Source organism: Croceibacterium atlanticum, assembly GCF_001008165.2.
Lineage (GTDB): Bacteria > Pseudomonadota > Alphaproteobacteria > Sphingomonadales > Sphingomonadaceae > Croceibacterium_C > Croceibacterium_C atlanticum.
This window is the reverse complement of record NZ_CP011452.2, coordinates 3,336,516-3,361,235: the sequence shown is the minus strand read 5'-3', so window position 1 is coordinate 3,361,235 and position 24,720 is coordinate 3,336,516. Positions and strand designations below refer to the sequence as shown.

The 24,720-nt window shown below is 62.1% G+C and carries 24 protein-coding genes; 20 read left to right on the top strand and 4 right to left on the bottom strand.

Going from position 1 to position 24,720, the window contains the following annotated elements; genetic code table 11:
- Positions 1–5 precede the first annotated feature (5 nt).
- The 4 genes from WYH_RS15915 (at position 6) to WYH_RS15900 (ending at position 3,206) form a co-directional block, all read left to right on the top strand.
- Positions 6–752, top strand: a complete 747-nt coding sequence (locus WYH_RS15915; protein ID WP_046904619.1) for an OmpA family protein — start codon at positions 6–8, stop codon at positions 750–752.
- 183 nt (positions 753–935) lie between these two features.
- A complete protein-coding gene (locus WYH_RS15910) occupies positions 936–1,460 on the top strand; it encodes a hypothetical protein (RefSeq protein WP_046904618.1) in 525 nt (174 codons plus the stop codon).
- A 95-nt stretch (positions 1,461–1,555) separates the two neighbouring features.
- Positions 1,556–1,948, top strand: coding sequence for a response regulator (locus WYH_RS15905; RefSeq protein WP_046904617.1), 393 nt, complete (start codon positions 1,556–1,558; stop codon positions 1,946–1,948).
- Between the two features lie 73 nt (positions 1,949–2,021).
- Positions 2,022–3,206, top strand: a complete 1,185-nt coding sequence (locus WYH_RS15900; protein ID WP_046904616.1) for an acyl-CoA dehydrogenase — start codon at positions 2,022–2,024, stop codon at positions 3,204–3,206.
- A gap of 112 nt (positions 3,207–3,318) precedes the next feature.
- Here WYH_RS15900 and infA read toward each other — a convergent pair whose 3' ends face one another.
- Positions 3,319–3,582, bottom strand: coding sequence for a translation initiation factor IF-1 (gene infA, locus WYH_RS15895; protein ID WP_046904615.1), 264 nt, complete (start codon positions 3,580–3,582; stop codon positions 3,319–3,321).
- Between the two features lie 723 nt (positions 3,583–4,305).
- Here infA and WYH_RS15890 point away from each other — a divergent pair.
- Complete coding sequence (locus WYH_RS15890; protein ID WP_053833708.1) at positions 4,306–5,094, top strand: hypothetical protein; 789 nt, start codon at positions 4,306–4,308, stop codon at positions 5,092–5,094.
- A 127-nt stretch (positions 5,095–5,221) separates the two neighbouring features.
- Here WYH_RS15890 and WYH_RS15885 read toward each other — a convergent pair whose 3' ends face one another.
- Positions 5,222–7,342 carry an acetate--CoA ligase family protein gene (locus WYH_RS15885; RefSeq protein WP_046904613.1) on the bottom strand — a complete coding sequence of 707 codons (2,121 nt, stop codon included), beginning with the start codon at positions 7,340–7,342 and terminating at the stop codon, positions 5,222–5,224.
- 106 nt (positions 7,343–7,448) lie between these two features.
- The gene (locus tag WYH_RS15880; protein ID WP_046904612.1) at positions 7,449–8,309 is read right to left on the bottom strand and encodes a p-hydroxycinnamoyl CoA hydratase/lyase; all 861 of its coding nucleotides are present in this window, start codon (positions 8,307–8,309) and stop codon (positions 7,449–7,451) included.
- 109 nt (positions 8,310–8,418) lie between these two features.
- On the opposite strand from WYH_RS15880, the gene WYH_RS15875 reads away from it, so the two are divergent.
- From WYH_RS15875 to WYH_RS15835, 9 genes are all read left to right on the top strand, one after another.
- Entirely contained in the window at positions 8,419–8,829 is a 411-nt protein-coding gene (locus tag WYH_RS15875) for a MarR family winged helix-turn-helix transcriptional regulator (RefSeq protein ID WP_046904611.1), read from the top strand.
- A 94-nt stretch (positions 8,830–8,923) separates the two neighbouring features.
- Positions 8,924–10,882 (top strand): acetate--CoA ligase, encoded by a 1,959-nt coding sequence (acs, locus tag WYH_RS15870; RefSeq protein ID WP_046905278.1) that lies wholly within the window; start codon positions 8,924–8,926, stop codon positions 10,880–10,882.
- Positions 10,883–10,905: 23 nt separating this feature from the next.
- Entirely contained in the window at positions 10,906–11,526 is a 621-nt protein-coding gene (locus WYH_RS15865) for a glutathione S-transferase family protein (protein WP_046904610.1), read from the top strand.
- 97 nt (positions 11,527–11,623) lie between these two features.
- Complete coding sequence (locus WYH_RS15860; protein WP_053833642.1) at positions 11,624–12,667, top strand: DUF8021 domain-containing protein; 1,044 nt, start codon at positions 11,624–11,626, stop codon at positions 12,665–12,667.
- Positions 12,668–12,692: 25 nt separating this feature from the next.
- The gene (locus WYH_RS15855; RefSeq protein WP_046904608.1) at positions 12,693–13,580 is read left to right on the top strand and encodes a DUF8021 domain-containing protein; all 888 of its coding nucleotides are present in this window, start codon (positions 12,693–12,695) and stop codon (positions 13,578–13,580) included.
- A gap of 161 nt (positions 13,581–13,741) precedes the next feature.
- Positions 13,742–14,143 (top strand): protocatechuate 4,5-dioxygenase subunit alpha, encoded by a 402-nt coding sequence (ligA, locus tag WYH_RS15850; RefSeq protein ID WP_046904607.1) that lies wholly within the window; start codon positions 13,742–13,744, stop codon positions 14,141–14,143.
- Between the two features lie 2 nt (positions 14,144–14,145).
- Positions 14,146–15,024, top strand: a complete 879-nt coding sequence (locus WYH_RS15845) for a class III extradiol dioxygenase subunit beta (RefSeq protein WP_046904606.1) — start codon at positions 14,146–14,148, stop codon at positions 15,022–15,024.
- A 113-nt stretch (positions 15,025–15,137) separates the two neighbouring features.
- On the top strand, positions 15,138–15,398 hold the full coding sequence (locus WYH_RS15840) for a hypothetical protein (RefSeq protein WP_235979589.1): 261 nt from the start codon (positions 15,138–15,140) through the stop codon (positions 15,396–15,398).
- 74 nt (positions 15,399–15,472) lie between these two features.
- Entirely contained in the window at positions 15,473–15,844 is a 372-nt protein-coding gene (locus WYH_RS15835; RefSeq protein ID WP_046904605.1) for a response regulator, read from the top strand.
- Between the two features lie 108 nt (positions 15,845–15,952).
- On the opposite strand, the gene WYH_RS15830 is transcribed toward WYH_RS15835, so the two are convergent.
- Positions 15,953–16,978 (bottom strand): amidohydrolase family protein, encoded by a 1,026-nt coding sequence (locus WYH_RS15830; RefSeq protein WP_046904604.1) that lies wholly within the window; start codon positions 16,976–16,978, stop codon positions 15,953–15,955.
- A gap of 338 nt (positions 16,979–17,316) precedes the next feature.
- On the opposite strand from WYH_RS15830, the gene WYH_RS15825 reads away from it, so the two are divergent.
- The 6 genes from WYH_RS15825 (at position 17,317) to WYH_RS15800 (ending at position 24,716) form a co-directional block, all read left to right on the top strand.
- Positions 17,317–18,288, top strand: coding sequence for a helix-turn-helix domain-containing protein (locus tag WYH_RS15825; RefSeq protein ID WP_046904602.1), 972 nt, complete (start codon positions 17,317–17,319; stop codon positions 18,286–18,288).
- A gap of 221 nt (positions 18,289–18,509) precedes the next feature.
- Positions 18,510–20,348 carry a PEP-utilizing enzyme gene (locus WYH_RS15820; protein WP_046904601.1) on the top strand — a complete coding sequence of 613 codons (1,839 nt, stop codon included), beginning with the start codon at positions 18,510–18,512 and terminating at the stop codon, positions 20,346–20,348.
- Between the two features lie 3 nt (positions 20,349–20,351).
- Positions 20,352–21,401, top strand: a complete 1,050-nt coding sequence (locus WYH_RS15815) for a PEP/pyruvate-binding domain-containing protein (protein WP_046904600.1) — start codon at positions 20,352–20,354, stop codon at positions 21,399–21,401.
- Positions 21,398–21,892, top strand: coding sequence for an acetyl-CoA carboxylase biotin carboxyl carrier protein (locus WYH_RS15810; RefSeq protein WP_046904599.1), 495 nt, complete (start codon positions 21,398–21,400; stop codon positions 21,890–21,892). Before WYH_RS15815 ends, WYH_RS15810 begins: the two co-directional genes overlap by 4 nt.
- Positions 21,893–21,894: 2 nt before the next feature.
- Entirely contained in the window at positions 21,895–23,247 is a 1,353-nt protein-coding gene (locus tag WYH_RS15805; RefSeq protein WP_046904598.1) for an acetyl-CoA carboxylase biotin carboxylase subunit, read from the top strand.
- Complete coding sequence (locus WYH_RS15800) at positions 23,247–24,716, top strand: acetyl-CoA carboxylase (RefSeq protein ID WP_046904597.1); 1,470 nt, start codon at positions 23,247–23,249, stop codon at positions 24,714–24,716. Before WYH_RS15805 ends, WYH_RS15800 begins: the two co-directional genes overlap by 1 nt.
- The last annotated feature ends 4 nt before the right edge of the window (positions 24,717–24,720 follow it).

Sequence of the window (24,720 nt, the reverse complement as noted above, 5' to 3'; positions counted from 1 at the left end):
GCCCCATGTCCGCGTTGCGTTCCCCCTATCTGCCCATCGTCGCCGGTGCCCTGCTTTGCATGGCGCTGGCGCTGGCGGCCAGCCGGATGAACGGCGCCGCCATGGCCGATGATCTTGCAGCGCGTGCGGAACTGGCCATTGCCGAAGCGCGCGGCGCGCCCGTGATCGCCCATTTCCGGACGGAAGGTGGCCTGCCCACGCGGCACCCACTGCTTAGCGGAGGGGAAGAGCTGAACGAGGCGACCCGCGCCCGCATCGCCAACGTCGTGGCCGCGATACCCGGCGCAGGCGGCATTCGCTGGACGGACGGCTCGGCCCTGGCGGAAAGCAGTGCCGCACCGATCCGTCCGCTGCACTGCCAGAACGAAGTGGAGGCATTGCTTCGCGCGCGCACCATCCGGTTCGAGGAAAGCTCCACCCGGATCGACGCAGCCAGCCAGCAATTGCTGGATGAAGTCGCCGCCGCGCTGCGCCCCTGCCTTGGCAGCATCATCGCCATTACCGGGCACACCGATTCCTCGGGGCCGGAACCGGGCAACCTCGCCTTGTCCGCCGACCGGGCCGAAGCCGTGCGTCTCGCCCTGATGAATCGCGGAATTCCGGCAGACGGTCTGCGCGTGCGGGGCATGGGATCGAGCGATCCGGTCGAAGGGCTGGATCCCACGGACCCGGCCAATCGCCGGATCGAATTTTCGGTCATTGCGACCGAAGCAATCGTGCCGACCCCTGTGGACACGCCCGGCCCGCGCTGATGCAAATCGTGCAGCATTTCCACGTCCATTGCCAAGCCCGGGCAAAGACCATTAAGAGCCGCCCATGCCGATAAGTCTTGAGCTGGTTGTGCTGTCGCTTGTCGCCTATGGCGCCGGGCTCGCGATCGGCTGGGGCCTGTGGGGCCGGGACGAGAGCAGGACCGAATAGGGAGATAGACTGTTATGGCAGAGCTGATCCAGCAGAACTGGATTTTCCTGGTCATCGCATTGGTCGTCGGGCTGATCGTTGCCTGGTGGATCTTCGCCGCCAATCGGCGCACCACGGTTACTCTCGAAAAGCCGGAAGAAGATCAGCCCGCAGCGGCAAAGCGCAACCAGGCGCTGATCGACGCGCCGCCTGCCGCTTCTGCGGATTCGGGCGAAGACCTGCCCCCCGTTACACCCGTCGGCATGGCTGGCGTGGGTGAAGCGGTCGCCGCCGCGGCGCGGCCCGTCCATGTCGAAAGCAGCCATGACGAACTGACCCGGATCAAGGGCATCGGCCCCAAGCTGGCGCAGCAATTGCACGATCTGGGCATCACGCATTTCACCCAGATTGCCGATTGGGACGATGCCGAAATCGACCGGATAGATGCCCAGCTCGGCCGTTTTCAGGGCCGTATCCGGCGCGACAACTGGCCCGAACAGGCCCGCCTCCTCTCCTCCGGCGATAAGGCCGGATATGAGGCAAAATTCGGCAAGCTCTGACCCTGGCGGGAACTCAAACCCCGGGTTTTGGGTTCTAGTCTCCAAAAACAACCCGAATTTAGAGAGATTTAAGGTCGCGCTAGGAGTGTTATGAAATGGCAACCGCCGCATTAAGCGAAGAGAGGCCGAGGGTCCTGGTGGTCGAGGATGAGTTCATCATCGCTCTCGACCTGTCCGAGACGGTCAAGGATCTCGGCTATGCGCTTGAAGGGCCATTCGCAGACAAGAAAACCGCATTTTCCGCATTGGGCCGTGGCTTGCCCGATTGCGCCATACTCGATGTATTCACCAAGGATGGCGAGGTCTTCCCGCTTGCGGATGCGTTGACGGAAGCCGGTGTCCCCATCATTTTCCATTCCGGCCATGTCGATGCGGAAGAGATGCGCAAACGCTATCCCCGCGCCATTGCCTGCAACAAGCCCTGCCCGCCCGATCACATGATCGACATGTTGCAGGCAGCACTCGACCAGGCAAAATCCTCGCACTGAGGGCCGCCGGCCAGCGCAAGCCATTTGGCGCGCCGATCCTCCACGGTTAAGACAGCCGCAGAGAAGGATCAGCATGGCAGACAAGACGCCGTTCGATTGGGCCGACCCGCTCGGCCTCGAAAAACTGCTCACCGAAGAAGAGCGGATGATCCGCGATGCCGCACGGCGTTTCGCACAGGATGTGCTTATGCCGCGCGTGATCCGGGCCTATCGCGAAGAGATCAGCGCGCCCGAACTGTTCCCGATGATGGGGGATGCCGGCCTGCTTGGCGTCACCGCGCGCGAGGAATCCGGCGGCGCTGATGCAGGCTATGTGGCTTACGGCCTCGTCGCGCGGGAGATCGAGCGGGTCGATTCCGGCTATCGTTCGATGGCATCTGTCCAGTCGAGCCTGGTGATTCACCCGATCGAGGCTTTCGGATCGCAGCAGCAGCGCGAATATTATCTGCCCCGCCTTACGAGCGGCCAGGCGATTGGCTGCTTCGGCCTGACCGAACCGGACGCCGGATCGGACCCCGGATCCATGCGCAGCTTTGCCCGCAGGGATGGCGATGGTTTCAGCCTGTCCGGCACCAAGACATGGATCACCAACGCCCCCTTTGCCGACATCTTCGTGATTTGGGCGAAGAGCGAAGCGCATGGCGGGAAAATCCGCGGCTTCGTGCTGGAAAAGGGCATGCCGGGTCTCTCTGCCCCGAAAATAGAGGGCAAATTGTCCCTCCGCACCAGTACGACCGGCGAAGTGGTAATGGATGAGGTGAAATTGCCCGCCGATGCCATTCTGCCGGGCGTGGAAGGCATAAGGGGGCCGTTCTCATGCCTCAACCGTGCCCGCTACGGCATTTCATGGGGCAGTATGGGCGCTGCCGAGGCGTGCTATTCAGCGGCCCGGCAATATGGGCTGGACCGCAGGCAGTTCGGCAAACCGATCGCCGCCAACCAGCTATTCCAGAAGAAACTGGCCGATATGGCGACGGAGATCGCACTCGGCCTCCAGGCCAGCCTGCAAGTCGGCCGCTGTATGGATGAAGGCGATTTTGCGCCGGAAATGATCAGCCTGGTCAAACGCAACAATGTCGGCAAGGCGCTGGAAATTGCCCGCGCCGCGCGGGACATGCATGGGGGCAACGGCATTTCCGAAGAATTCCACGTGATGCGCCACATGGCCAATCTGGAAACGGTGAACACCTATGAAGGAACGCATGATATCCATGCGCTGATCCTCGGCCGGGCTATTACGGGCATAGCCGCCTTCTGAAGTGCCGCCTTACACAGCGATTATAGGCAAAGGGGAAATCGGCGCCGCGATGGCTGGCAGCATTGCCGCCAGCCCGATCGCGACAGGAGACTGAAGCGAATTCAGCCGGTGATCAGCGCATACCCCCGGCGCGCCGGCGCGGCCCACCCTGACCGGGAGTGCGTTCGCGATAGACGATCCGCCCCTTGCTGAGATCATAGGGGGTCATTTCCACATGCACGCGATCCCCCACGACTGAGCGGATGCGGAAACGGCGCATCTTTCCAGCGGTATAGGCGATGATGCGGTGATTATTGTCCAGCGTTACACCGAAACGGCCATCGGGCAGGATCTCGTCAATTTCGCCTTCTACGGTAAGCAATTCTTCCTTGGCCACGGATACTCCTTCCTGAGAATGGAACGTCGCCGACACACGCCCGCCGCAAGGGGGCGAGAGCGAAGACTCATAGGTTTGGAACTGCCGCGCGGAATCGCGGCAAGGCCCGTCGCAGGCGACGTGAGATTGCATAAAGATGGTGTCTCGTTGCCGAATTACAACATTGGCGCGCACATCCCGGAGCGCGCTTGTGTGAAGGTCCTGCGGGAACTGTCTTTCCGAAACATCTCTGCCGCATGAAGATTTCAGCCGGCCCTGCAAAACCGACTCGAAATAGCAGCGCCCGGCCCGTCTACCTGTGGATAAGCCGGTGCATATCTTCGACACAAAAGACGCTCGGACCTATCCCGCAGATGGGATATGATCGCTGCAGTCGAACATACGGTCGCACCCATTCTTCGCAATTGCGGATCAACGGAGACGTATGATGTCGAAACACAGCTATCGCAGTAGCCGCCCGGACAGATGGAGCGTGCCCCGCCCACCGCTCGACCCGAGCCTGCGCCTCTCTCGCTTCGGCAAGATTCAACCCATGGAAGAACCGGGATTTCTGGCGCGCCTTTTCCGCTGGCGCTGACGCGAAATTGAACGGCGGGCCTGCGGCGTTCCGCCAATCGGCTGGGCAAGACCTCAGGCAGGCTTTACGGCGATGGGTGATCCGCCCTATCAGGCCTGCACTTGCCCGGGGTGGATCGCACCCGTGGCCGCCGAAGCCGAGGTTCCTTGTTCCAGCCAAGCGACGTGCCAGAGGGTTCCTTGCGGGAACGCATTCGTGCGGGGCTGGGTCCGCGCGCAATGGGCATTATCGTCGCGCTGGCGCTGGAAGCCTTGCTTATCGGCCTGCTGCTGACAATCGGCTGGGTAAACTCTCCGCCAGAGGTGATGGGCCCGGCAATCGCTACATTCGACGCTGGCGACGCTGAACCGGATCAGGCCCCCGAACCGCAGCCCGAGACCGAGCAGGAACAGAGCGTTCAGGAACAGGTGCGCGAGGCTGAACCGACGGAGACGCCGCCTGAGCCGGTATTGGAACCGGTCCTGGAACCGCGACCGGCCCCATCGATTCCGGCCTTCATCCCGCTGACCCGTGACCAGATGGCCTCTGCCGATATTGCCACCAGGGAAAGCGCGCCCGCACCGCCCGCCGCCAGCCAACCGGCCTATGGCCCGGCTGACATGGAACCCGGCCCGCCCGATACGGAGCGGGTCGGCACCGCGCCGAATGGCGAGCCGCTTTATGCCGCACGCTGGTATCGGGAGCCGACCCGTGACGAGATGGCCGGCTATCTTTCAACCGCCCGGCCCGGCTGGGGCCTGATAGCATGCAAGACCGCGCCGAATTACCGCGTGGAAGATTGCGTCGCGCTGGAAGAATCCCCTCGCGGATCGAATGTCGCCCGCGCCGCGCTGGCGGCGGCCTGGCAATTCCGCGTCCGCCCTCCCCGCCTCGGGGGAAAGGAAATGATCGGCGAATGGGTCCGCATCCGCATCGATTACAGAATTACCAGATAGGCGCCGCACCTGCCCGGCCGACCGCGCGGGGGCAAACCGGCCCAATCGCCATAATCATGCCGATGTAATGCGCCACATGCGATCCAACCGCGAGAAGGCAGGCCGGATCGCATGTGCCAGGGCTGGATCAGTCGACCAGCATCAGCGCGTCGAGCGCAACCACTCCATCACCCTTGGGATGGATGATCACCGGGTTGAGATCGATTTCGCGGATGGAAGGATTGCCGGTCATGACCTGCCCGATCTTCACGATCAGATCGGCCAGAGCATCGACATCCAGTTCCGGCGATCCGCGATAGCCCTTCAGGATCGGCGCCTGCTTCAATGCCAGCAAGCCTTCCTTCACCCGTTCCACGCCCATATCCGGGGTGAACAGCTTCACGTCCTTGAGGATTTCCGCCGTCACGCCGCCAAAGCCGGCCAGCACGACCGGGCCCCACTGCGGATCGGACTTGGCGCCGACGATCATTTCGGTGCCCATGCGGCCCATTTTTTCAACCAGCACGCCGTCCAGCGTGATGGAGGAATCATAGCTGGCCACATTGTCATACATGCGGGTGAAGGCTTCGCGCACTTCGTCCGCGGTCTTCAGGTTCAGGATGACACCGCCGGCATCGCTCTTGTGGCCAAGTGCGGCAGCCTGCGCCTTCATCACCACCGGGAAACCGATGGTTTCGGCCACGGCGGCCGCTTCATCCGCGCTGGGGGCGAATTTGCTTTCCGGGAAAGCGATGCCCGCCGGGCGGAGCAATTCCTTGGCCTTGTATTCAGGCACGACGCCGGACACTTCGGCCATGCCGGAAAGGGGCAAGGGTTCGCCCGACTGGTCCGTCAGATCGCGCTTGGCAAGATCCGCCAGCCGCGCGATCGCGCGATAGGCGCGTTCCGTGCTCGGGAACCAGGGAATGCCGACCTTGCGTAGCCCGTCGATATATTCCTGCGGCACGGTGGCGCCTTCATCGACGCCGGCGAAGACCAGCGGCTTGGCGAAGCTGCCGTCTTCCAGCACCTTGATGATATGCGGAAACTTGATGCCGCTGGTGATCGGGTCCGACTGGATGATGGAGGCGACCACCGAGCCGACCCGGTCATCATCCAGCAGCGCAGTCAGCACCTTGGTGTAGATCTCTGGCTCCGACAGGCCGATCGCCGTGATGTCCGTCGGATTGGAAACCGGCACGAAATCGGGCAGCACGGCGCGAAGGGCCGGGCTGTTATCGTCATTCAGATCGATCAGGTCGAGGCCGATATCCTCGGCAATGTCGAAGGCCAGGCCACGCAGCGCGCCGCTTTCGCCCAGAACCGCCATATTGGCGCCGGGCAGAGCCGGGCAGCGCAGGGCGATTTCGGTAATGTCTTCCAGCTCTTCCAGCGTATCGGCGAAGATCACGCCTTCACGGGCTAGCTTGGTCTTCATCAGCGCATAATCGCCGGCCATGGCGCCCGTGTGGGTGGCAGCCGATTCCTGCGCCTTGTTGGACTTGCCCGGGTGCAGCATGATGATCGGCTTGCCGGCCGCGCGGGCGCGCCGGGCCGCTTCGATGAAGGCCTTGGGCCGGCGCAGGCTTTCCACATACATGGCGATGACATGCGTATCCTCGTCATCGACGAGCCAGTTCACATAATCTTCCACGCCCGAAGCCGCTTCATTGCCGGTGGAAACGGAGGTGGAGACGTAGCAGCCGCGCGGATGCAGCGCAGTCGCCAGCACGGCGGCCAGCGCGCCGGACTGGCTGGCAATGCCAACAGCGCGCGTGCCCTTGGGCGGCGTCTGCATGTTGGTTTCAACGAAGGTCAGCGGCACGCGTTCGACATAATTGGTGCAGCCCAGGCAGTTCGGCCCTTCGATCACCATGCCGTGTTCGCGGGCGATTTCGCCCAGTTCGAGCTGTTCCTTCATGCCTTCTTCCCCGGCTTCGGAGAAACCGGCGGAATAGATCACAACCGCGCCGCATTTGCGGGCCGCAAGGCCGCGCACCGTATCGAGCACGAAGGGACGCGGAATGGCAAGAACGGCGCAATCGATGCCTTCGGGCAGTTCATCCACCGTGTGATAGACCTTCAGGCCCAGCAATTCGTCCCGCTTCGGATTGACGGGATAGATATCGCCATCAAATTCATACTGCACCAGATTGTTGAGCAGCGTCGCGCCAAGCGCGCCCTTGCGGTCCGACGCGCCGATAACCGCCACCGATTTGGGGCGCAGCAGCCGGTCGATCTGTTCATTGGTGAAACGCCGTTCGCTCATTGCAGCAATCCTCCCATGCGAATGCCCCGGCAACCATGCCGGAGCATCCGAAATTCCGCGTGTCCCTACGGTCGGAGGGCGGACCCGACAAGCCCGCCCTGCCAGATCAATCCTTCTTGATCTTGCTCGTATCGAAAGTACCCAGACCCGGCTTGAATTCCTTCTTGTCGAGGAACTGGCTGGTCGCTTCCGTGCGGGCTTCCTTGCCGCCGAAGCTGTGCAGCGCTTCCTGAGCGCGGATCTGGTAATCGAGGCCGTTGTCATAGGTCATGTCGACCATGCGGCGCATCGTCCACTTGGTGGCACGAAGGGCGTGGGTTTCCTTCTTCTTCAGAACGTCGCAGATTTCCTGCACGCGTTCCTTCAGCTTGTCAGCCGGCACACATTCGGTGACCAGGCCCTGTTCTTCGGCCTGCTTGCCGGTCAGGTTTTCACCCATCATCGCGTGATACATGGCCTTGCGGAACGGCATGAGTTCCTGCGCCACCTTGGAGGCGCCGCCACCGGGCAGGATGCCCCAGTTGATTTCCGACAGGCCGAACTGCGCATCTTCCGACGCAACGGCGATATCGCAACCGAACAGCGGGCCGTAGCCGCCGCCGAAGCACCAGCCATTGATCATCGCAACGGTCGGCTTTTCATACCAGCGCAGGCGTTCGAACCAGCCATAGCTTTCACGCTGACTCTTGCGGATGGCGCCCAGCCCTTCCGCTTCGGTCATGCGGAAATATTCCAGCAGGTCCATGCCCGCAGTCCAGGCCGTGCCTTCGCCAGTCAGCACCAGCACCTTCACATCGTCGCGGAATTCCAGCTCTTCCAGGACGATCTTCATCTGGCGGTTGAGCTTGGGGCTCATGCAGTTGCGCTTGTCCGGGCGGTTGAAATAAACCCAGGCAACATCGTCAATCACTTCATATTTGACGGTTTCTTCCTGCGGACGCGGATCTGGTTTGGACGGCATGGCCATTTGGTCTCTCCTCGGACAAATGAGTCGCCGGACGCGGTCCGGCTTTCGCATTGCCTCCCCCTTATCGGCGGGTATTGTTATGATCAACAACAATCGCTAGGCTCCCACCATGCGAGATCCATTGCCCAGCCTGCCCGGCTATGCGCTCCGCCGCGCCGCGCTGGCGACTGCATCGGAACTTGCCGCGCGGCTAAGCGCAATCGGCCTGCGCCAGTCCGATGCATCCGCCCTGATCCTGATCGGCGAAAACCCCGGCGTCACCGCCAGTGCGCTGGGCCGGCAACTGGCCATTCAGCGCGCCAATATGGTGCCGCTGCTGAAACGGATGGAAGATGCCGGCCTGATCGATCGGGCGCCGATCGACGGCAAGTCCCAAGGGCTTGCACTGACCGCGGCCGGCCAAGCCCGGCTGGCGGAAGCGCGCAATGTCATTGATACATATGAAGCCGAACTGCTGCGGCGCGTTCCGGCGGAACACCGCAATCATCTGCTGCCGGCGCTGGCCGCGCTCTGGACCTGATCCCTCTTGAGCCGGGGCGCCATGCGGCCTAGCCCCTTTCCCGGACTGGCTGCTTTCCCTAATCAGGCTGCCAGCAAGTGTGTGGGAGCAGGTGATGAGCGACAAGGCGGTTTATCCGGTGCCGGAATCCTGGGCGAAGAACGCCCTGATCGACGCAGCCACTTATGAAGAGCGTTATCGCAATTCGGTGGAAGACCCGGAAAGCTTCTGGGCCACGGAAGCCCGCCGGATCGACTGGATCAAGCCCTTCTCCACCGTCAAGAACACCAGTTTCGCGGCTGACGATTTCCGCATCAAATGGTTCGAGGATGGCACGCTCAACCTTTCGGCCAACTGCCTTGACCGGCATCTTGCCGACAAGGGCGACGATATCGCCATATTGTGGGAGCCGGACGATCCCGAGAACGAGGCGCGCAGCTACACCTATCGCGAATTGCACGAGGAAACCTGCCGCTTTGCCAATGTGCTGAAGGCACATGGCGCGAAGAAGGGCGACCGGGTCACCATCTATCTGCCGATGATCCCCGAAGCAGCCATCGCCATGCTGGCCTGTGCCCGGATCGGCGCGGTCCATTCGATAGTCTTTGCCGGGTTCAGCCCGGAGGCGCTGGGCGGCAGGATCGACGATTGCACCAGCGACCTGGTCATCACTTCGGATGAAGGCCTGCGCGGCGGGAAGCATATTCCGCTGAAAGCCAATGTGGACGAGGCGCTGGAACATCACGCCAAGGATGTCTCCACCGTGATCGTCGTCCGCCATACGGGCGCCGACATCGCCATGAAGGAAGGCCGCGACGTGTGGTGGCACGAAGCGATGAAGGGGCAGGAACCGGAATGCGAACCGGAGGAAATGAACGCGGAAGACCCGCTGTTCATCCTCTATACCAGCGGCTCCACCGGCAAGCCCAAGGGCGTGCTGCACACTACCGGCGGCTATGCCGTGTGGACCAGCATGACCCATGAATACACATTCGATTATCGCCGCGGCGAAGTCTATTGGTGCGCCGCCGATATCGGCTGGGTCACGGGCCATTCCTATGTCGTCTATGGCCCGCTGGCCAATGGCGCGATCACGCTGATGTTCGAAGGCGTGCCGAACTATCCGGATTTCTCCCGTTTCTGGCAGATCGTGGACAAATATCAGGTGGCGCAATTCTATGCCGCACCCACCGCCCTGCGCGCCCTGATGCGCGAAGGGGATGACTGGGTCACGCGCACCAGCCGCAAGAGCCTGAAAGTGCTCGGCTCGGTCGGCGAACCGATCAATCCCGAAGCGTGGGAATGGTATTACAAGGTGGTGGGCGACAGCCGCTGCCCCATCGTGGACACATGGTGGCAGACGGAAACGGGCGGCCACATGATCACCCCCCTGCCCGGCGCGACCGCTCTCAAGCCCGGCAGCGCGTCCATGCCGATGTTCGGCGTGCAGCCTGCCATCGTCGATAATGACGGAAAGGTGCAGCACGGCGCGACCGAGGGGCCGCTGGTCATCACCGATAGCTGGCCCGGCCAGATGCGCACGGTCTATGGCGATCATGAACGCTTCATCCAGACCTATTTCAGCACCTTCCCGGGCAATTACTTCACCGGAGACGGCGCCCGCCGGGACGAGGATGGATATTACTGGATCACCGGCCGGATCGACGACGTGATCAATGTTTCCGGCCACCGCATGGGCACTGCCGAAATCGAAAGCGCGCTGGTGCTGCATGAAAAAGTGGCCGAAGCCGCCGTTGTCGGGATGCCGCACGAGATCAAGGGACAGGGCATCTATGCCTATGTCACCACCACGGCGGGGACCGAGGATTCAGACGAATTGCGCGCCGAGCTGATCAAGTGGGTGCGCCGTGAAATCGGCCCGATTGCCACGCCGGACGTGCTGCAATTCGCCCCTTCCCTGCCCAAGACACGCAGCGGCAAGATCATGCGGCGCATCCTGCGCAAGATCGCGGAGAACGACACGAGCAATCTGGGCGATACTTCCACCCTGGCCGATCCCGGCGTGGTGGACGATCTGATCGCGAACAGTCCGCAGACCAATCAGGCTGATTGATCCGGCAACAAGAGGCCAGGCACATGATCACGATCTACCACGTTCCCAATTCCCGTTCCCTGCGCATCGTCTGGCTGATGGAGGAACTGGGAGAGGATTATCATGTGGAGCGGGTTTCCTTCCCCGTTGGCGAGGAATTTCTGAAGGTCAATCCGCTCGGCTCCGTCCCCACGATCGAGGATGACAACATCGTGATGTGCGAAAGCCTGGCGATCCTGCAATATCTGACAGGGCGCAGGCTGGTTGCTGGCAATGCACAGGCGGCCGCGCTGACCACCGGGCCAAATCCGGACCCGGCTGCCTATGCCGAACATCTGCAATTCCTCCATTTCGGCGAATCTGACCTTGCCGTCCCGCTCGGCACAATATTCCGTACCAGAGTGTTCGCGAAGGAGGTGACCAATGGCACGGTGAAGGATCTGTTCTCCCAGGTCGCAAAACGGCTGGCCTTCCTGAACAATCATCTTGCCGATGGCCGGGAATGGGTGACCGGCGACAGGTTCACCATTGCCGACATTTCAATCGGTTATGCTTTCGTGATCGCCGATTTCGCCGGGTTCGATCTGGATCTTCCCGAACATGTGGCGGCCTATTGGCAAAGGCTGCAATCGCGCCCCGCCTATCAGCGGGCAATTGGCAAGTAAGGCAAGCCGGCTCCGCAGGTAAAATCAGAATCTAATCGCTGGCGCATCGCCCGACGGGCAAGTAGTGTGCTCTCAAACAACAGGGAGAGGGCCCACCATGACACTTTCTATCCGCGCTGCGGTGCTTGCCGCCGCATGTCTGTTCGCCGTGCCCGCCGCGGTTTCGGCAGAAGTTCCATTGCCGCCCAAGCCGGAACAATCGTGTCAGCGGGAATGCCTTGAAGACTATGTGAACCGCTATCTCGCCGCCATGCGCGATCAGGATGTGGATGACGACCTGTTTGCCGACAATGTCCGCTTCACCGAAAACGGCATCGAATTGCCGATCGGCAATGAGGGGCTGTGGGCGACGACCAGCGGGCTTGGCAATTACACCTTCTATGTCCCCGATGTGGAAACGCAGCAGGTCGCCTTTCTCGGCACGGTGATGGAAACGGCGGGCAGCAGCGCGGCGGGCGCCATGCGCGATCCGGAACCCGTGGGCCTGGCGCTTCGTCTGCGGATCGACGATCAGGGCAGGATCAGCGAGGTGGAACAGATTGCCGCCCGTCCGGACCGGCCGCTGGGTGATAGCACCGGCGAATCTTCCAGCCCCTTCCCGGCCACGGGTGAAGCGGTGGAAAAGATGGGATCGCCCCATCCGCATTTCCTGCAAGCGATCCCGGAAGACGAACGGATGAGCCGGGCCGATCTGATTGCCGTGGCCAACCAGTATTTCGAAGGCATGCAGCGTAATGACGGCAAGGGATATTATCCCTTCACCGATGATTGCGTGCGTCATGAAAACGGGATGTTGGCCGCCGCGCCGGTAGAGGTCGTTGCAAACCTGCCCGAACGCCCCGCCTTTGGCCGCATCCAGACCTGCAAGGGCCAGTATGAAACCGGGTTGAAAGGCGTGGTGACAGGCATTCGCGACCGGCGCTTCGTTGCCGTCGACCAGGAACGCGGTATCGTCTTCGCCTTCGCCTTTTTCGATCACCGGCCGATCAACTGGACCTGGCAATTGGGTGAATTGTTCAAGATCGAAAAAGGCCTGATGAGCCGGATCGAAGCCATCTTCATCCGCGGGCCATATGGCATCAATTCGGGCTGGAGCACTTACGAACAGGGCCGCTCCGAAGAAATCCAGGATGTCCGCTGAGACGATGCCAAGGGGGAGAAAGAGCATGTTGAAGAAAGCACTCGCCACCGCCCTGCTGCTGGGCGCGGCAACGCCGGCTCTGGCGCAGGGCGCCCCGCCCAGCCCCTATGCCCCGCTGCAGGATCGCCCCGAATGCACGAAGGCGCAATTGCAGGCGGCCAGCGCCGCCTATGTGAAGGCGCAGGAAGCGGGCGACCTGTCCGGCCTGACACTGGATCCGAAGGCGCATTTCCTTGAAAACATGGAAACGGTGGATCAGGCGGAAGGGCTTTGGAACACTGCCCTGCCCGTCGCCCATGCAATGAGCTTCCATGATGACAGGCGCTGCAAGACCTTCACCGAAATCATCGTGACCGAAGGGGGCAAACCCTATGTCATCGGCACGCGGCTCTATCTCCATCAGGGCAAGGTGATCCGCGTCGATTCCATCGTTACGGAAGAAGGGGACTGGCTGTTCAACGCCAATGCCTTCCTCAAATATACGAAGCAGGAAAATTGGGAGCCATTGTCGAAATATCAGCGCACCGATCCTGCGGAAATGATCCGCGGGGCCAATGCCTATCTGGATGGATTTGCCGACAAGTTCACCGATATTCCGTGGGGAACGCCCTGCGCGCGGCTGGAAGGCGGCGCCTATACCAACCGGGACGGCGACCCGGAGGCGAGCTGCGAGATCGGGATGCCGCCGGGCGTGCTTTATATCGTCAATCGCGATTATCTGATCGACGAGGAAATGGGCGTGATCAACGTCTTCTGCCGCTTCGGCGGTTCGGATGGCGGGCCGGATTCACACACATTCCGCTATGTGGATGGGAAATTCCGCCAGATCCACACTCTCACCGCCATTCCCGGGCCGCAGGCGGATGACAATGGCGCGATGGCCGGCGGCGCGCCGGATCCGAACGCCACCTGAGGAATAGCGAGGGCGCGGCCGGTATTCGTGCACCGGCCGCGCTTTGTTGCGATTTTGGTCACACCCCCGGTTTTGTTGCATTTTTTGCAAATCGCAAAGCTGGCGGAATCCTGCGCTCGCTGTTAGGCGAGCCCTTTCCTGAATCACGACAAGGTCGCATTATGCGCACGAGACTTTATCCGCTCGAAGAGCTGGACGACATTCCCGGCACCAAGATCTTCAACGCCAGGCGCTCGCGCCAGGCCTATCACCTGCACAAATTCTGCATGTCCTTGATGCAGGCGGAAAATCGCGAAAAGTTCAAGGCCGACGAACGCGCCTATCTCGATAATTTCCGCATGAGCGAGGAACAGAAGCAGGCCGTGCTCGATCGCGATTTCAATCGCCTGATCGACCTTGGCGGCAATGTCTATTTCCTCGTCAAGCTCAGCAACACCGACGGGTGGAGCGTGCAGAAGGCGGTCGGTTCGATGACCGGCATGACGGCAGATGAATATGCGGCGATGATGCGCGCGGGCGGACGCCCCGCCAAGGGCAATCGCTCTATCCGGGAAGGAAACTGAACATGGCCCGCATTACCGCAGGTATCGCCACCAGCCACGTTCCCGCCATCGGTGCGGCGATCGATCTCGGCAAGACCGAAGAAGATTACTGGAAACCCGTTTTCGCCGGCTATGAATGGGTGAAAGAGTGGGTCAAGGACAACACGCCTGACGTGGTGATCCTGGCTTATAACGATCACGCATCCTCGCTGATGCTGGATATCGTGCCGACTTTCGCCATCGGCTGTGCCGAGGAATTCCGCCCCGCCGACGAAGGCTGGGGCCCGCGCCCCGTGCCGACCGTGATCGGGCATCCCGAACTGGCAGCCCATCTGGCCGAACAGCTGGTGATCGACGAATTCGACATGACCATTCTCAACGAGATGGATGTCGATCACGGCCTGACCGTGCCCCTCTCCCTGGTCTTCGGCCAGCCCGAGGAATGGCCGTGCAAGGTGATCCCGCTGGCCGTCAACGTCACGCAATTCCCCACCCCGTCAGGCAATCGCTGCTTCCAGCTGGGCGAAGCGATCCGCGACGCGGTGAAGAGCTTCCCGCAAGATTTGAACGTGCAGGTCTGGGGCACGGGCGGCATGAGCCACCAGTTGCAGGGCCCGCGCGCCGGCCTGATCAATCCGGAATTCGACAACAACTTCCTCGACAAGCTGATCAACGATCCCGACGATCTGCGCACGATCACCCGCCTGGAATATCTGCGCGAAAGCGGCAGCGAAGGGATCGAACTCATCATGTGGCTGCTGATGCGCGGCGCGCTCGGCTATGGCGTGGAGGAACTGCACCGTTTCTACCACGTCCCCGCCTCCAATACGGCGGTGGGCCATGTGGTCTATGAAACCAAGGAAGCGGCCAGCGCCAGGGCGAAGGCCGCGGCCAAAGCCTGACCTGATCGGGAGAGGGGGCGATTTTCCGCCCCCTTTTCTTTTTGAGGCCGCCGTGTTGGGGTTTCAGCAAGATTTGCCCACTAGTCTGCACGCGCAGAACCGGAGGGCGCATCTTGATCGAGATCGAAGTCCAGAACGAAACGGACCAGACGCAGCAGCGCCTGCGTTTCGCAAGCGTGCCGCGCATTGGCGAAGGCATCAGGCTGCGCGGAACGGATGGCTTCTGGGCATCCTATGACGTGCTCGACGTCTGGTATCAGAAAGCCGATTACGGCGATGTCTGGGTTCCCTATCTGCATGTCCGCCTGACGCCGGCCGAAGGCGAAGCCGCCCCGCTGCCGGGCGAAGTGGAGCCTTTCCCATTCACGGCCTGATCAAGCGAGCCGCCCAGCCGGCACGCCCGGCGGAGAAGCGAGTGGAAGAGCCCGCGCCCGCGCCCGCTCCCGTAATGGGCCCGCGCAACTGCCTGATCGTGGACGATTCACGCGTGATCCGCAAAGTCGCCCGCCGCATTGTGGCTGGCCTCGGCTACAGGGTCGAAGAGGCGGAAAACGGGCAGGAAGCGCTCGCCAAGTGCAAGGTTGCCATGCCCGATCTGATCCTGCTCGACTGGGAAATGCCAGTGATGAGCGGGTTGAATTTCGTCACCGCGCTGAATGGCGCAACCGCCGAAAAACGGCCGCGCATCCTGTTCTGCACCACGCGGACGGACACGCTGGACATTCATCGCGCGATCGAAGCCGGGGCAGATGATTACCTGCCCAAGCCCTTCGACGAAGCCGGCTTGCTGGCCAAGCTGAAACGGATCGGCGCCGCCTGATTTCAGCCGGCATATGAGCCACCGCCATCCATGGCCGCATGAACCGCATGGCGGGAATAAATACCGGGGGCGTGCCCGTAAATTCCTGTCGCCATGCGGTTTCTCGCTTCATTCCGGGGCGATGTGGAACACGCGTTCGGCATTGCCGTGGCAGACGGCATGGCGTTCCGCCTCGGTCAGCGGGGCGGACTTGATGAACTCCACCGCCGGCGCCATCGGCTGGTAGGGATAGTCTATCGCCCAGATCACATTGTCGATCCCCATCCGGTCGATCGAATATCTCAGCGCCAGATGGTCTTCCACGCCGCTGGTGGTGAAGACGAAATTGTCGCGGAAATATTCCTCCATGCTGCGCTGGGTCTTGCGGGCGCGTCCCACCTGCTGCGCGCGGGTGTTCATGAAATTGATCCGCCAGATCCAGAACGGGATCGCTTCGCCCATATGGCCGATGCAGATCTTCAGATTGGGGAAAGCGTCGAACACGCCGCCCGCCATCATGCGCACGGCATGGGTGCCCACCTCCACGCCATAGCCCCACATGGCGCTGTCCATGCCGTAATCCTGCAACGGACCTTTCAGCGTGTCGCTGGCCCCGCGCGGATGGATATAGATACATGCATCATGCGCTTCGGCCGCTTCCAGGATCGGCCAGAATTTCGGATCGTCGAAATATTCGCCATAAGTGTGGCTGTTGACGATCAGCCCGTTGAGCTTGAGTTCGCTCATCGCGCGGTCGATCTCCTTCGCGGCCCGCTTCGGGCTGTGCGGGGCAAAGCTGGCCAGCCCGGCAAAACGCTTCGGATATTTGGCGCAGATTTCCGCCATGCGATCATTGGCGAGCGCGGCCAGATCGGTTGCCGTATCGGCATCGAACATCTGCACGCCCGGCGCGGTGAGGGACAGCAGGTGCATGTCCACGCCCAGTTCGTCCATCTGCTTCAGCCGATGTTCCTCGACATCGGTCAGGCCGGACAGGAAATCGAGCTTGCCATAGCCGGACGTGTCGGCGGGCGCGTCGTAAATTCCCTTCACCAGCAGCTTGTCCAGGCTCTGCGTCGGGCTGTTCGCGACCTTCTTCAGTTCCGCGGCGACTTCCGGGATCGACCAGGCTTCTTCGGTGGCGATCAGGCGCATTTCAACTCTCCTCAGTCTCTATATCCGTGGGCCCGGATGGGCCGCCATTCGGGCTCAGGGCCGGCCACTCCCGGCAGCTCTTCACCAGAATGATTGTCCTCCGCCGCGAACAGGGCGGATGCGATTTTGAAAGTCCGATTATCGGCATGGAGGGCATCGGCTGCCATTGCGCAGCGGACTTGCGACAGGCAGCCAGAGGCCAAGGCAACGGCCGATAGCATCATCTCTCCCCCCAATTATCGGCTGCAAACTGGACGATTGCCGGGCTGACCGCAATGCCGTTCTCCGCCATATCGCGGAGCCTTGCCGCTTTCCCCCGCGCGGCGTAACTTCCCCCCATGGGAGAGCCGCGATCAGCGGAAGACACAAGCTGGAGCTCGGCGGGACTGGCCCGGCCCGAGGCGCTGAACCAGTGGCGCGACTGGGCCGCCAGCACCATCGCCCCTATCGAAGTGACCGTGTTCGATGCCGATGCCTTTGCCGCGCGCTGGGCCAGCCACGGTCTCGGGCAATTGCGGATGCTGCATCTCCACGCGCCTGCCCAGCGCGTGACCCATACCGGGGCGGAAGGCAGCAGCGGGCGGGCCGCGCCTTCGATCCAGCTCGTCTATTCGCGGCACGGCGTGCTGAAAACCCGCATGGGCGGCAAACGGTTCAACGTCATGCCCGGGCAATTCGTGCTGCTGGACAATACCCAATTCTATGAAATGGAAATGGAGACAGAGCATGAATGCCTGGACCTGATGATGCCGCAGGGCTGGCTGGAAAAACATTTGCCAGATCCCGCCGCCCTGCTCGCCCGGCCAATCTCCGCGCGGGACAATTGGGGCGCGCCGCTGGGCGCATTGCTGGAAGCGATGCTGGACGGGGTGGACCAGGCGCCCCTGCCGCGCCCGCTGATTGCCGAACAGCTGGGCAGCCTGCTCGGCCTGGCAACGGGCTTCCATGAACCGTCGGAAACCACACGCCATCGCGGGCAATTGGCGCGGCAGATCCTGCGCCGGATCGAAAGCGAATATGCCGATCCCGATCTTTCGCCGGAACTGGTGGCGGAAGAATGCGGCATATCCAAACGCTATCTGCAAAACCTGCTGGCCGGCAGCGGGACCAGCTTCGTGCAGGAACTGAACGCCACCCGCCTCGACCGGGCGAGCGACATGCTGGGCGATCCGCGCGCACGGACGCTTTCCATCGCCGATATCGCTTTCCGCAGCGGGTTTCTGGATCCGGGCTATTTTGCGCGATTGTTCCGCAAACGCTTCGGCATCACCCCGCGTGAATGGCGCGCAGGCCACGCGCCGCAGAGCTGATCCGCCCGCCGCGTGTCAGCCGGAAACCGGCCTGCCCCCTGCGCCATTCCGCGCAAGAAGGCCGGGACATAAACCAGACAAATTCCCCTGCGCTTTTGTCCTGTTCGGCCTGCGCGGGAATCCTTCACCGTTCAGTTATGAACCGTTAGGATCGTAATCAATCGGGATATTGGCAGACGCCGCAAATGGCGCGCCGATCCCGGAGAGAGAGGATGCGATCCATGGCCGATGAACAGAAGTCATTCCCCCTGCCCAGCTCCGTCAAGGTGGTGCCGGGCACCGAGGATGCACAGGCAGCCTATCCCTATTACGCGCAGTTCACGCCGGAAGACGATGACCGCTTCTGGTTCTATAACTCCATGCATTTCCCCGAACCGATGCATCATTTCGACATGATCACGGCGGAGGCGGCCTATTGCGCATTGGGCAGTTTCAACACCCGCGTGCATGTTCTGCCCACCACCAAGGGGATCGATCACCGGGTCATCAATGGCCGCGTCTTCATCGGCGGCGTGCCCGTTACCGATCCGGAAGAGATCGAGGCGCGGACGGCGGAATTCCAGCAGCGCGCCTTCTATTACTACGAAAACTGGGAAAAACTGTACGACCAGTGGAAGGAAAAGATGAAGGCGCTGATCGCGGATGCGCAGGCGCTGCCAACCCCTTCCCTGCCAGATCTGGAACCGATCGAAACAACCCACACCGGCAAGGGCGTGGCTGCCAATCACGCGCTGATCGATACTTATCGCAAGCAGCTCGAAGGCTATTACCGGATGTGGCACCACCACTTCGAGTTCCTGCTGCTTGGCTATGGCGCCTATCTGACCTTCTTCGATTTCTGCAAACGCGCCTTCCCGGAAATTTCCGACCAGGCGATCAGCCGCATGGTGGCGGGCATGGAAGCGGAAATCTTCAAGCCGGACGAGGAAGTTAAACGCCTGGCCCGCCGCGCCGTGGAACTGGGCGTGGACAGCCATTTCCATGACGAGATGGAGATCGAACAAGTGCTGGGCGCGCTGGACCAGTTGGGCGAGAATGGCCGCGAATGGCTGCAGGAACTGGAGACCAGCCGGCACCCCTGGTTCAACGTCAATGTCGGCGATGGTTTCTATCACTATCACCGCAGCTGGAACGACGATCTGTCGATGCCCTTCGCCGCCCTGCCCGGCTATATCGACAAGGTGAAGAAGGGCGAGAATATCGAACGCCCGATGGACCAGCTCGTGGCGGAGCGCGAACAGCTCGTTTCCGATTATCGCGAATTGCTCGACAGCGAGGAAGACAAGGCGACCTATGACCAGCTGATCGGCCTGGCGCACCGGGTGTTCCCCTATGTCGAGGGGCACAAATTTTATTGCGAGCACTGGTACACCAATCTGTTCTTCAACAAGATCAGGGAATATGGCGCCCTGCTGCGCGATCACGGCTTCTGGGAAGCGGAGGAAGATGTCTTCCACCTGACCCATTACGAGCTGGAAAGCGCCATCGTGGACCTGATGCTGGCCTGGTCCAGCGGCTCCGCCCCGCTGGGGCCGAAACGCTGGCCCGCAATCATCGCACAGCGCAAACAGGCGATCGAGGCATGGGCCGAGGCAACCGTCCCGCCCGCGCTGGGCGCGGTGCCGGACGTGATCGATGATCCGGCCATCGTCATGCTGTGGGGTATCACGCGCGAAAATCTCGATACCTGGCTGTCCGACGGCGAGGAGAACGAGAATGAGCTGAAAGGCTTTGCCGCCTGTTCCGGCGTGGTGGAAGGCACGGCGCGGGTCGTGAAATCGGTCAAGGAAATCGGCCGCCTGGAAGAAGGCGATATCCTTGTCTGCCAGGTCACCAACCCGACATGGGCGCCGATCTTCCAGAAAATCAGCGCCGCCGTATCCGATATTGGCGGATCGATGAGCCATATGGCCATCGTGGCGCGCGAATATGGCCTGCCCGCCGTGGTCGGCACCGGCGCGGCCACGCAAAAAATCAGGGACGGCCAGCGCATCCGCGTGGATGGGGGCCGCGGCGTTGTGACCTTGCTCGATGAAGAACATGTGCTCGAGGACGCCTGAACGATGAGCAGCGCGAATGAAGCAGTGGCATGGTTCAGGGATGTGGGCATTGCCGACCGTCCCACGGTGGGCGGCAAAGGCGGATCGCTGGGCGAATTGACGCAGGCGGGCATTCCCGTGCCGCCCGGTTTCGTGGTGACGACGCACGGGTTCGAACTGTTCCTGCAGGCGCTGGAAGCGCGCGATCCGGTCCGTTCGCGGGTGGAGGCACTGGATCGGCACGATCTGGCCGCTGTCACCAGCCTGTCCGAAGAATTGCGCGCCCGCGTGCTGGAAGAAAAAATGCCCGCCGAAGTGGAACAGGCGATCGTCGATGCCTATCGCACGCTCTGCCCCGATGGGGAGCCGGTGGCCGTCCGTTCCAGCGCGACGACGGAAGACGCCGAAGATGCCAGCTTTGCCGGGCTTCAGGACACTTTCCTGTGGGTGCTGACGGAACAGGACATGGTCCACCGCGTGCGCGAATGCTGGGGCAGCCTCTATTCGACCGAAAGCATGACCTATCGCCTGAAGCATGATTTCCCCGAAAGCGGGGTGGCCATGGGTGTGGTGGTGCAGCGAATGGTGGATGCCAGATGCGCGGGCGTGATGTTCACCCGCAGCCCCACCACGGGCGACAAGTCCGTAATCACGGTGGAAGGGGCATGGGGCCTCGGCAGCGCGGTGGTTTCAGGCGAAGTCACGCCGGACAAATGGGTGATCGGCAAGATCACTGGCGAAATCTCCGACCGGGAAATTTCCGACAAGCATGCGCGGCAGGTGCCCGCCGATGGCGGCGGCATCCGCGAAGTGGAGAACAAGCCAGATAAGCGCAAGGCGCCCTGCCTGACTGACGAGGAACTGATGGGCCTGCGCGAAGTCGGCCGCCGGATCGAACGGCATTACGGCAAGCCGCAGGATATCGAATGGGCGGTGGACCAGGATGGCCAGATCCTGCTGCTGCAGAGCCGGCCGGAAACGGTCTGGGCCACGAAGGACAAGGAAACGCCGGTGAAGAAGCCCGAAGGCAATGCGCTGAACCACGTGATGACGATCTTCGGAGGGAAGAAATGAGCCTTTCGCGGAAAGACGTGGAAGAGATCATGCAGCTGCTGGAAGGCAGCCGCTTTGACCGGCTGGCGCTGGAAATGGACGGGGTGAAGCTGGAACTGGTGCGGGAGGGTGCCGGGTTGGGAGCGCGTCCTTCGACAGGCTCAGGACGAGCGGAACCTCCTCGTTCCCCCGAACCTGCACCCACCCCCGCTCATCCTGAGCCTGTCGAAGGACAGCCTCCGCAAGCACCCGCCCCAGCCCGCGGGGAAGGACTGGTCGAAATCAGGAGCCCGCTGCTCGGCGTATTCTACCGTGCGCCCAAGCCCGGCGAACCGCCCTTCGTGGAAGTGGGCAGCCGGGTGGAAGAAGACACGGTGATCGGCATCATCGAAGTGATGAAGCTGATGAATTCGGCCCGCGCCGGCGTGTGTGGCGAAGTGGTCGAAATCCTCGGCACCAATGGCGAAATGGTCGAGCATGGCGAAGCGCTGATGCTCGTCCGCCCGGATTGACCATGGCCATCCGGCGCATATTGATCGCCAATCGCGGCGAAATCGCCGTTCGCATCATCCGCACATGCGAGGCGCTGGGCATCGAAACCGTGCTGTGCGTGTCGGAGGCGGATCGCAATTCGCTGGGCGCGCAAATGGCCACGCGGGCCGTCTGTATCGGCCCCGCCAGCCCGGCCAGAAGCTATCTGTCCATGGAAACCGTGATGCAGGCAGCCATCGGATATCACTGCGATGCGATCCATCCCGGTTATGGATTCCTGTCCGAACGTGCCGAAATGGCAAAAATGTGCGAAGATGAAGCGGTAATCTTCATCGGCCCTACGGCAAGCCAGATAGAAGCCGTGGGCGACAAGCTGCGCGCCCGCAGCGAAGCCATCGCCGCCGATGTTCCCGTGGTCCCGGGCGGGCCGGTCGAAACACCGGAAGATGCGCGCAAACTGGCCGAAGAAATCGGCGCCCCGCTGCTGATCAAGGCGGTCGGCGGTGGCGGCGGGCGCGGCATGAAACTGGTGGAGAATCTGAAAGACCTGAACTCCACGATGGACATGGCCAGCGCGGAAGCGGGCGCCGCCTTTGGCGATGCGCGCGTCTATATCGAACGCTATGTCGAACATGGCCGCCATATCGAAGTGCAATTGCTGGGTGATGGCGCAGGCCGCGTGATCCACCTGGGCGAACGCGATTGTTCGGTCCAGCGCCGGTATCAGAAACTGGTGGAGGAAACCCCGGCTCCGCATCTGCCGCCAGCCACGCGGGAAAAGCTGCTGGATGCCGCGGTCCGCTTTGCCGAAAGGCTGCATTATCGCGGCGCGGGGACGGTCGAATTCCTCTATGACGTTGCGCGGGACGAATTCTATTTCCTTGAAATGAATGCCCGCATCCAGGTGGAACATCCCGTAACCGAAATGGTCAGCGGGGTGGACCTGATCGCGCAGCAGATCGCCATCGCCGCGGACGAAGGGTTGCGCGTCACGCAGGAAGAGATCGGCCTGAACGGCGCGGCGATCGAATGCCGGATCAATGCCGAAGATCCGGCCAATGGCTTCATGCCCTCCCCCGGCACGGTAACTTCGGTTCAGTGGCCGGAGGGCGAAGGCATCCGGGTGGACACGCATATCGTGGAGGGCGCGAGCATTCCGCCCTTCTACGATTCCATGATCGCCAAGATCATAGCCCACGGCCCGGACCGGGCGACCGCCCTGGCCCGCCTGCGCGGCGCGCTGGAACGCACGCGGATAGATGGGATCGCCACCAATCTGGCCTTCCAGCAGGAAGTGCTGGCCGAACCGGAATTTGCGGCGGGCGGCGTGGATACCGGCTTCCTGGCGCGGAAGCTGCAGAAGGAGCCTGCCTGATGGCCAATATCGAACTTGTCGAAACCTCCCTGCGCGATGGCAATCAATGCCTGTGGGGCGCGCTGGGCGTTACCACGGCGAACACGCTGGCCGTGGCCCCGGCGCTGGAACGCTGCGGTTTCAAGGCGATCGATTTCACCACCTCCACGCATATGGGCGTTGCCGTCCGCTACAAGCAGGAAGACCCGTGGGAACGGATCCGCCTGATGGCGGAGGCCTGCCCGACCACGCCGCTGCAATTCCTGTCCACCGGCTTCCGCTTCATCGCCTGGGAAACCGCCACGCCCGAATTCATGGAGCTGGCCTTCCGCACGCTGGCGCGCAACGGCATCCGCCGCTTTGCCCTGGCTGACCCGATGAACGATGCGCAATCGAATGTGGAAGTCGCCCGCATGGTCAAGCGCGCGGGCGGGGAACAGGTGGTGGGCGCGCTGGTCTATACGATCAGCCCGATCCACGACGATGCCCATTATGCCGAAGCGGCGCGGATCATGGCGGAAAGCCCGGATGTGGACGCGCTTTATATCAAGGATCCGGGCGGGCTGCTGACATCGCGCCGGGCGCGCACGCTGATCCCCGCCATTTTGGAACAGATCGGCGACAAGAAACTGGAACTCCACGCCCATTGCACGATCGGGCTGGCGGAACAGGCTTATCTGGAAGGTGCGGATCTGGGCGTCACCGCCGTGCAATGCGCCAGCGGCGGGGCGGCAGACGGCACATCCAACCCGCCCATCGAACGGATGATCGCCAATCTGCGCGAGATGGGCCACACGGTTGAGATCGACGACGAAGCCGTGGCCGAAGTGGCGCAATATTTTCGCGACATGGCGGAGGCCGAGGGCCTGCCCACCGGCAGCCCGATGGCTTTCGACGCGGCCTATCTCCACCACCAATTGCCCGGCGGCATGGTCGGCACCATGCGCCGGCACCTGGCCGATCACCGTGTCTCCCATCTGGAAGGCGCCGTGATCGAGGAGCTGGGCCGCGTGCGCGAGGAACTGGGCTGGCCCATCGTGATGACGCCCTTCGCGCAAATGCTGCAAACCCAGGCGGTGATGAATGTCACGGGCGATGAACGCTATGGCGTGATCCCGGACGAGATCATCCGCTATGCCCTGGGCAAGTTCGGCCGCCCCAATGTCCCCATCGAACCGGATGTGATGGACAAGATCATGGCCAATCCGCGCACGAAGGAGCTGGAGGCCGAAAAGGGCATGGCCGATCTGGACGATCTGCGCAAACGCATAGGGCCCAACCTGTCGGACGAGGAATTCCTGCTGCGCGCGACCATGCCCGCCAATCTGGTGGATGCGATGCAGGCCGCCGGACCGGCGCAGCGGGAATATAATCCGCAGAAACAGCCGGTGATGGAACTGTTGCGGCAAATGCTCGCCCGCACCGACCTCACCCGCGTCAGCGTGGAGAAGGCCGGCTTCAAGCTGGAGCTGGAGAGAAACGAGCCATGAGTCC

What these genes read in the sequence shown, in the direction of transcription:
- WYH_RS15830 (WP_046904604.1), bottom strand. Translation starts at nt 16,978, where the DNA reads ATGCGCCTGATCGCCACCGAAGAAGCCTGGTCGATCCCGGAAGTCGCC.
- WYH_RS15855 (WP_046904608.1), top strand. Translation starts at nt 12,693, where the DNA reads ATGTTGAAGAAAGCACTCGCCACCGCCCTGCTGCTGGGCGCGGCAACG.
- WYH_RS15845 (WP_046904606.1), top strand. Translation starts at nt 14,146, where the DNA reads ATGGCCCGCATTACCGCAGGTATCGCCACCAGCCACGTTCCCGCCATC.
- WYH_RS15860 (WP_053833642.1), top strand. Translation starts at nt 11,624, where the DNA reads ATGACACTTTCTATCCGCGCTGCGGTGCTTGCCGCCGCATGTCTGTTC.
- WYH_RS15825 (WP_046904602.1), top strand. Translation starts at nt 17,317, where the DNA reads ATGGGAGAGCCGCGATCAGCGGAAGACACAAGCTGGAGCTCGGCGGGA.
- WYH_RS15915 (WP_046904619.1), top strand. Translation starts at nt 6, where the DNA reads ATGTCCGCGTTGCGTTCCCCCTATCTGCCCATCGTCGCCGGTGCCCTG.
- WYH_RS15900 (WP_046904616.1), top strand. Translation starts at nt 2,022, where the DNA reads ATGGCAGACAAGACGCCGTTCGATTGGGCCGACCCGCTCGGCCTCGAA.
- WYH_RS15815 (WP_046904600.1), top strand. Translation starts at nt 20,352, where the DNA reads ATGAGCAGCGCGAATGAAGCAGTGGCATGGTTCAGGGATGTGGGCATT.
- WYH_RS15905 (WP_046904617.1), top strand. Translation starts at nt 1,556, where the DNA reads ATGGCAACCGCCGCATTAAGCGAAGAGAGGCCGAGGGTCCTGGTGGTC.
- WYH_RS15865 (WP_046904610.1), top strand. Translation starts at nt 10,906, where the DNA reads ATGATCACGATCTACCACGTTCCCAATTCCCGTTCCCTGCGCATCGTC.
- WYH_RS15885 (WP_046904613.1), bottom strand. Translation starts at nt 7,342, where the DNA reads ATGAGCGAACGGCGTTTCACCAATGAACAGATCGACCGGCTGCTGCGC.
- WYH_RS15810 (WP_046904599.1), top strand. Translation starts at nt 21,398, where the DNA reads ATGAGCCTTTCGCGGAAAGACGTGGAAGAGATCATGCAGCTGCTGGAA.
- WYH_RS15910 (WP_046904618.1), top strand. Translation starts at nt 936, where the DNA reads ATGGCAGAGCTGATCCAGCAGAACTGGATTTTCCTGGTCATCGCATTG.
- WYH_RS15800 (WP_046904597.1), top strand. Translation starts at nt 23,247, where the DNA reads ATGGCCAATATCGAACTTGTCGAAACCTCCCTGCGCGATGGCAATCAA.
- WYH_RS15805 (WP_046904598.1), top strand. Translation starts at nt 21,895, where the DNA reads ATGGCCATCCGGCGCATATTGATCGCCAATCGCGGCGAAATCGCCGTT.
- acs (WP_046905278.1), top strand. Translation starts at nt 8,924, where the DNA reads ATGAGCGACAAGGCGGTTTATCCGGTGCCGGAATCCTGGGCGAAGAAC.
- ligA (WP_046904607.1), top strand. Translation starts at nt 13,742, where the DNA reads ATGCGCACGAGACTTTATCCGCTCGAAGAGCTGGACGACATTCCCGGC.
- WYH_RS15875 (WP_046904611.1), top strand. Translation starts at nt 8,419, where the DNA reads ATGCGAGATCCATTGCCCAGCCTGCCCGGCTATGCGCTCCGCCGCGCC.
- WYH_RS15835 (WP_046904605.1), top strand. Translation starts at nt 15,473, where the DNA reads ATGGGCCCGCGCAACTGCCTGATCGTGGACGATTCACGCGTGATCCGC.
- WYH_RS15880 (WP_046904612.1), bottom strand. Translation starts at nt 8,309, where the DNA reads ATGGCCATGCCGTCCAAACCAGATCCGCGTCCGCAGGAAGAAACCGTC.
- WYH_RS15820 (WP_046904601.1), top strand. Translation starts at nt 18,510, where the DNA reads ATGGCCGATGAACAGAAGTCATTCCCCCTGCCCAGCTCCGTCAAGGTG.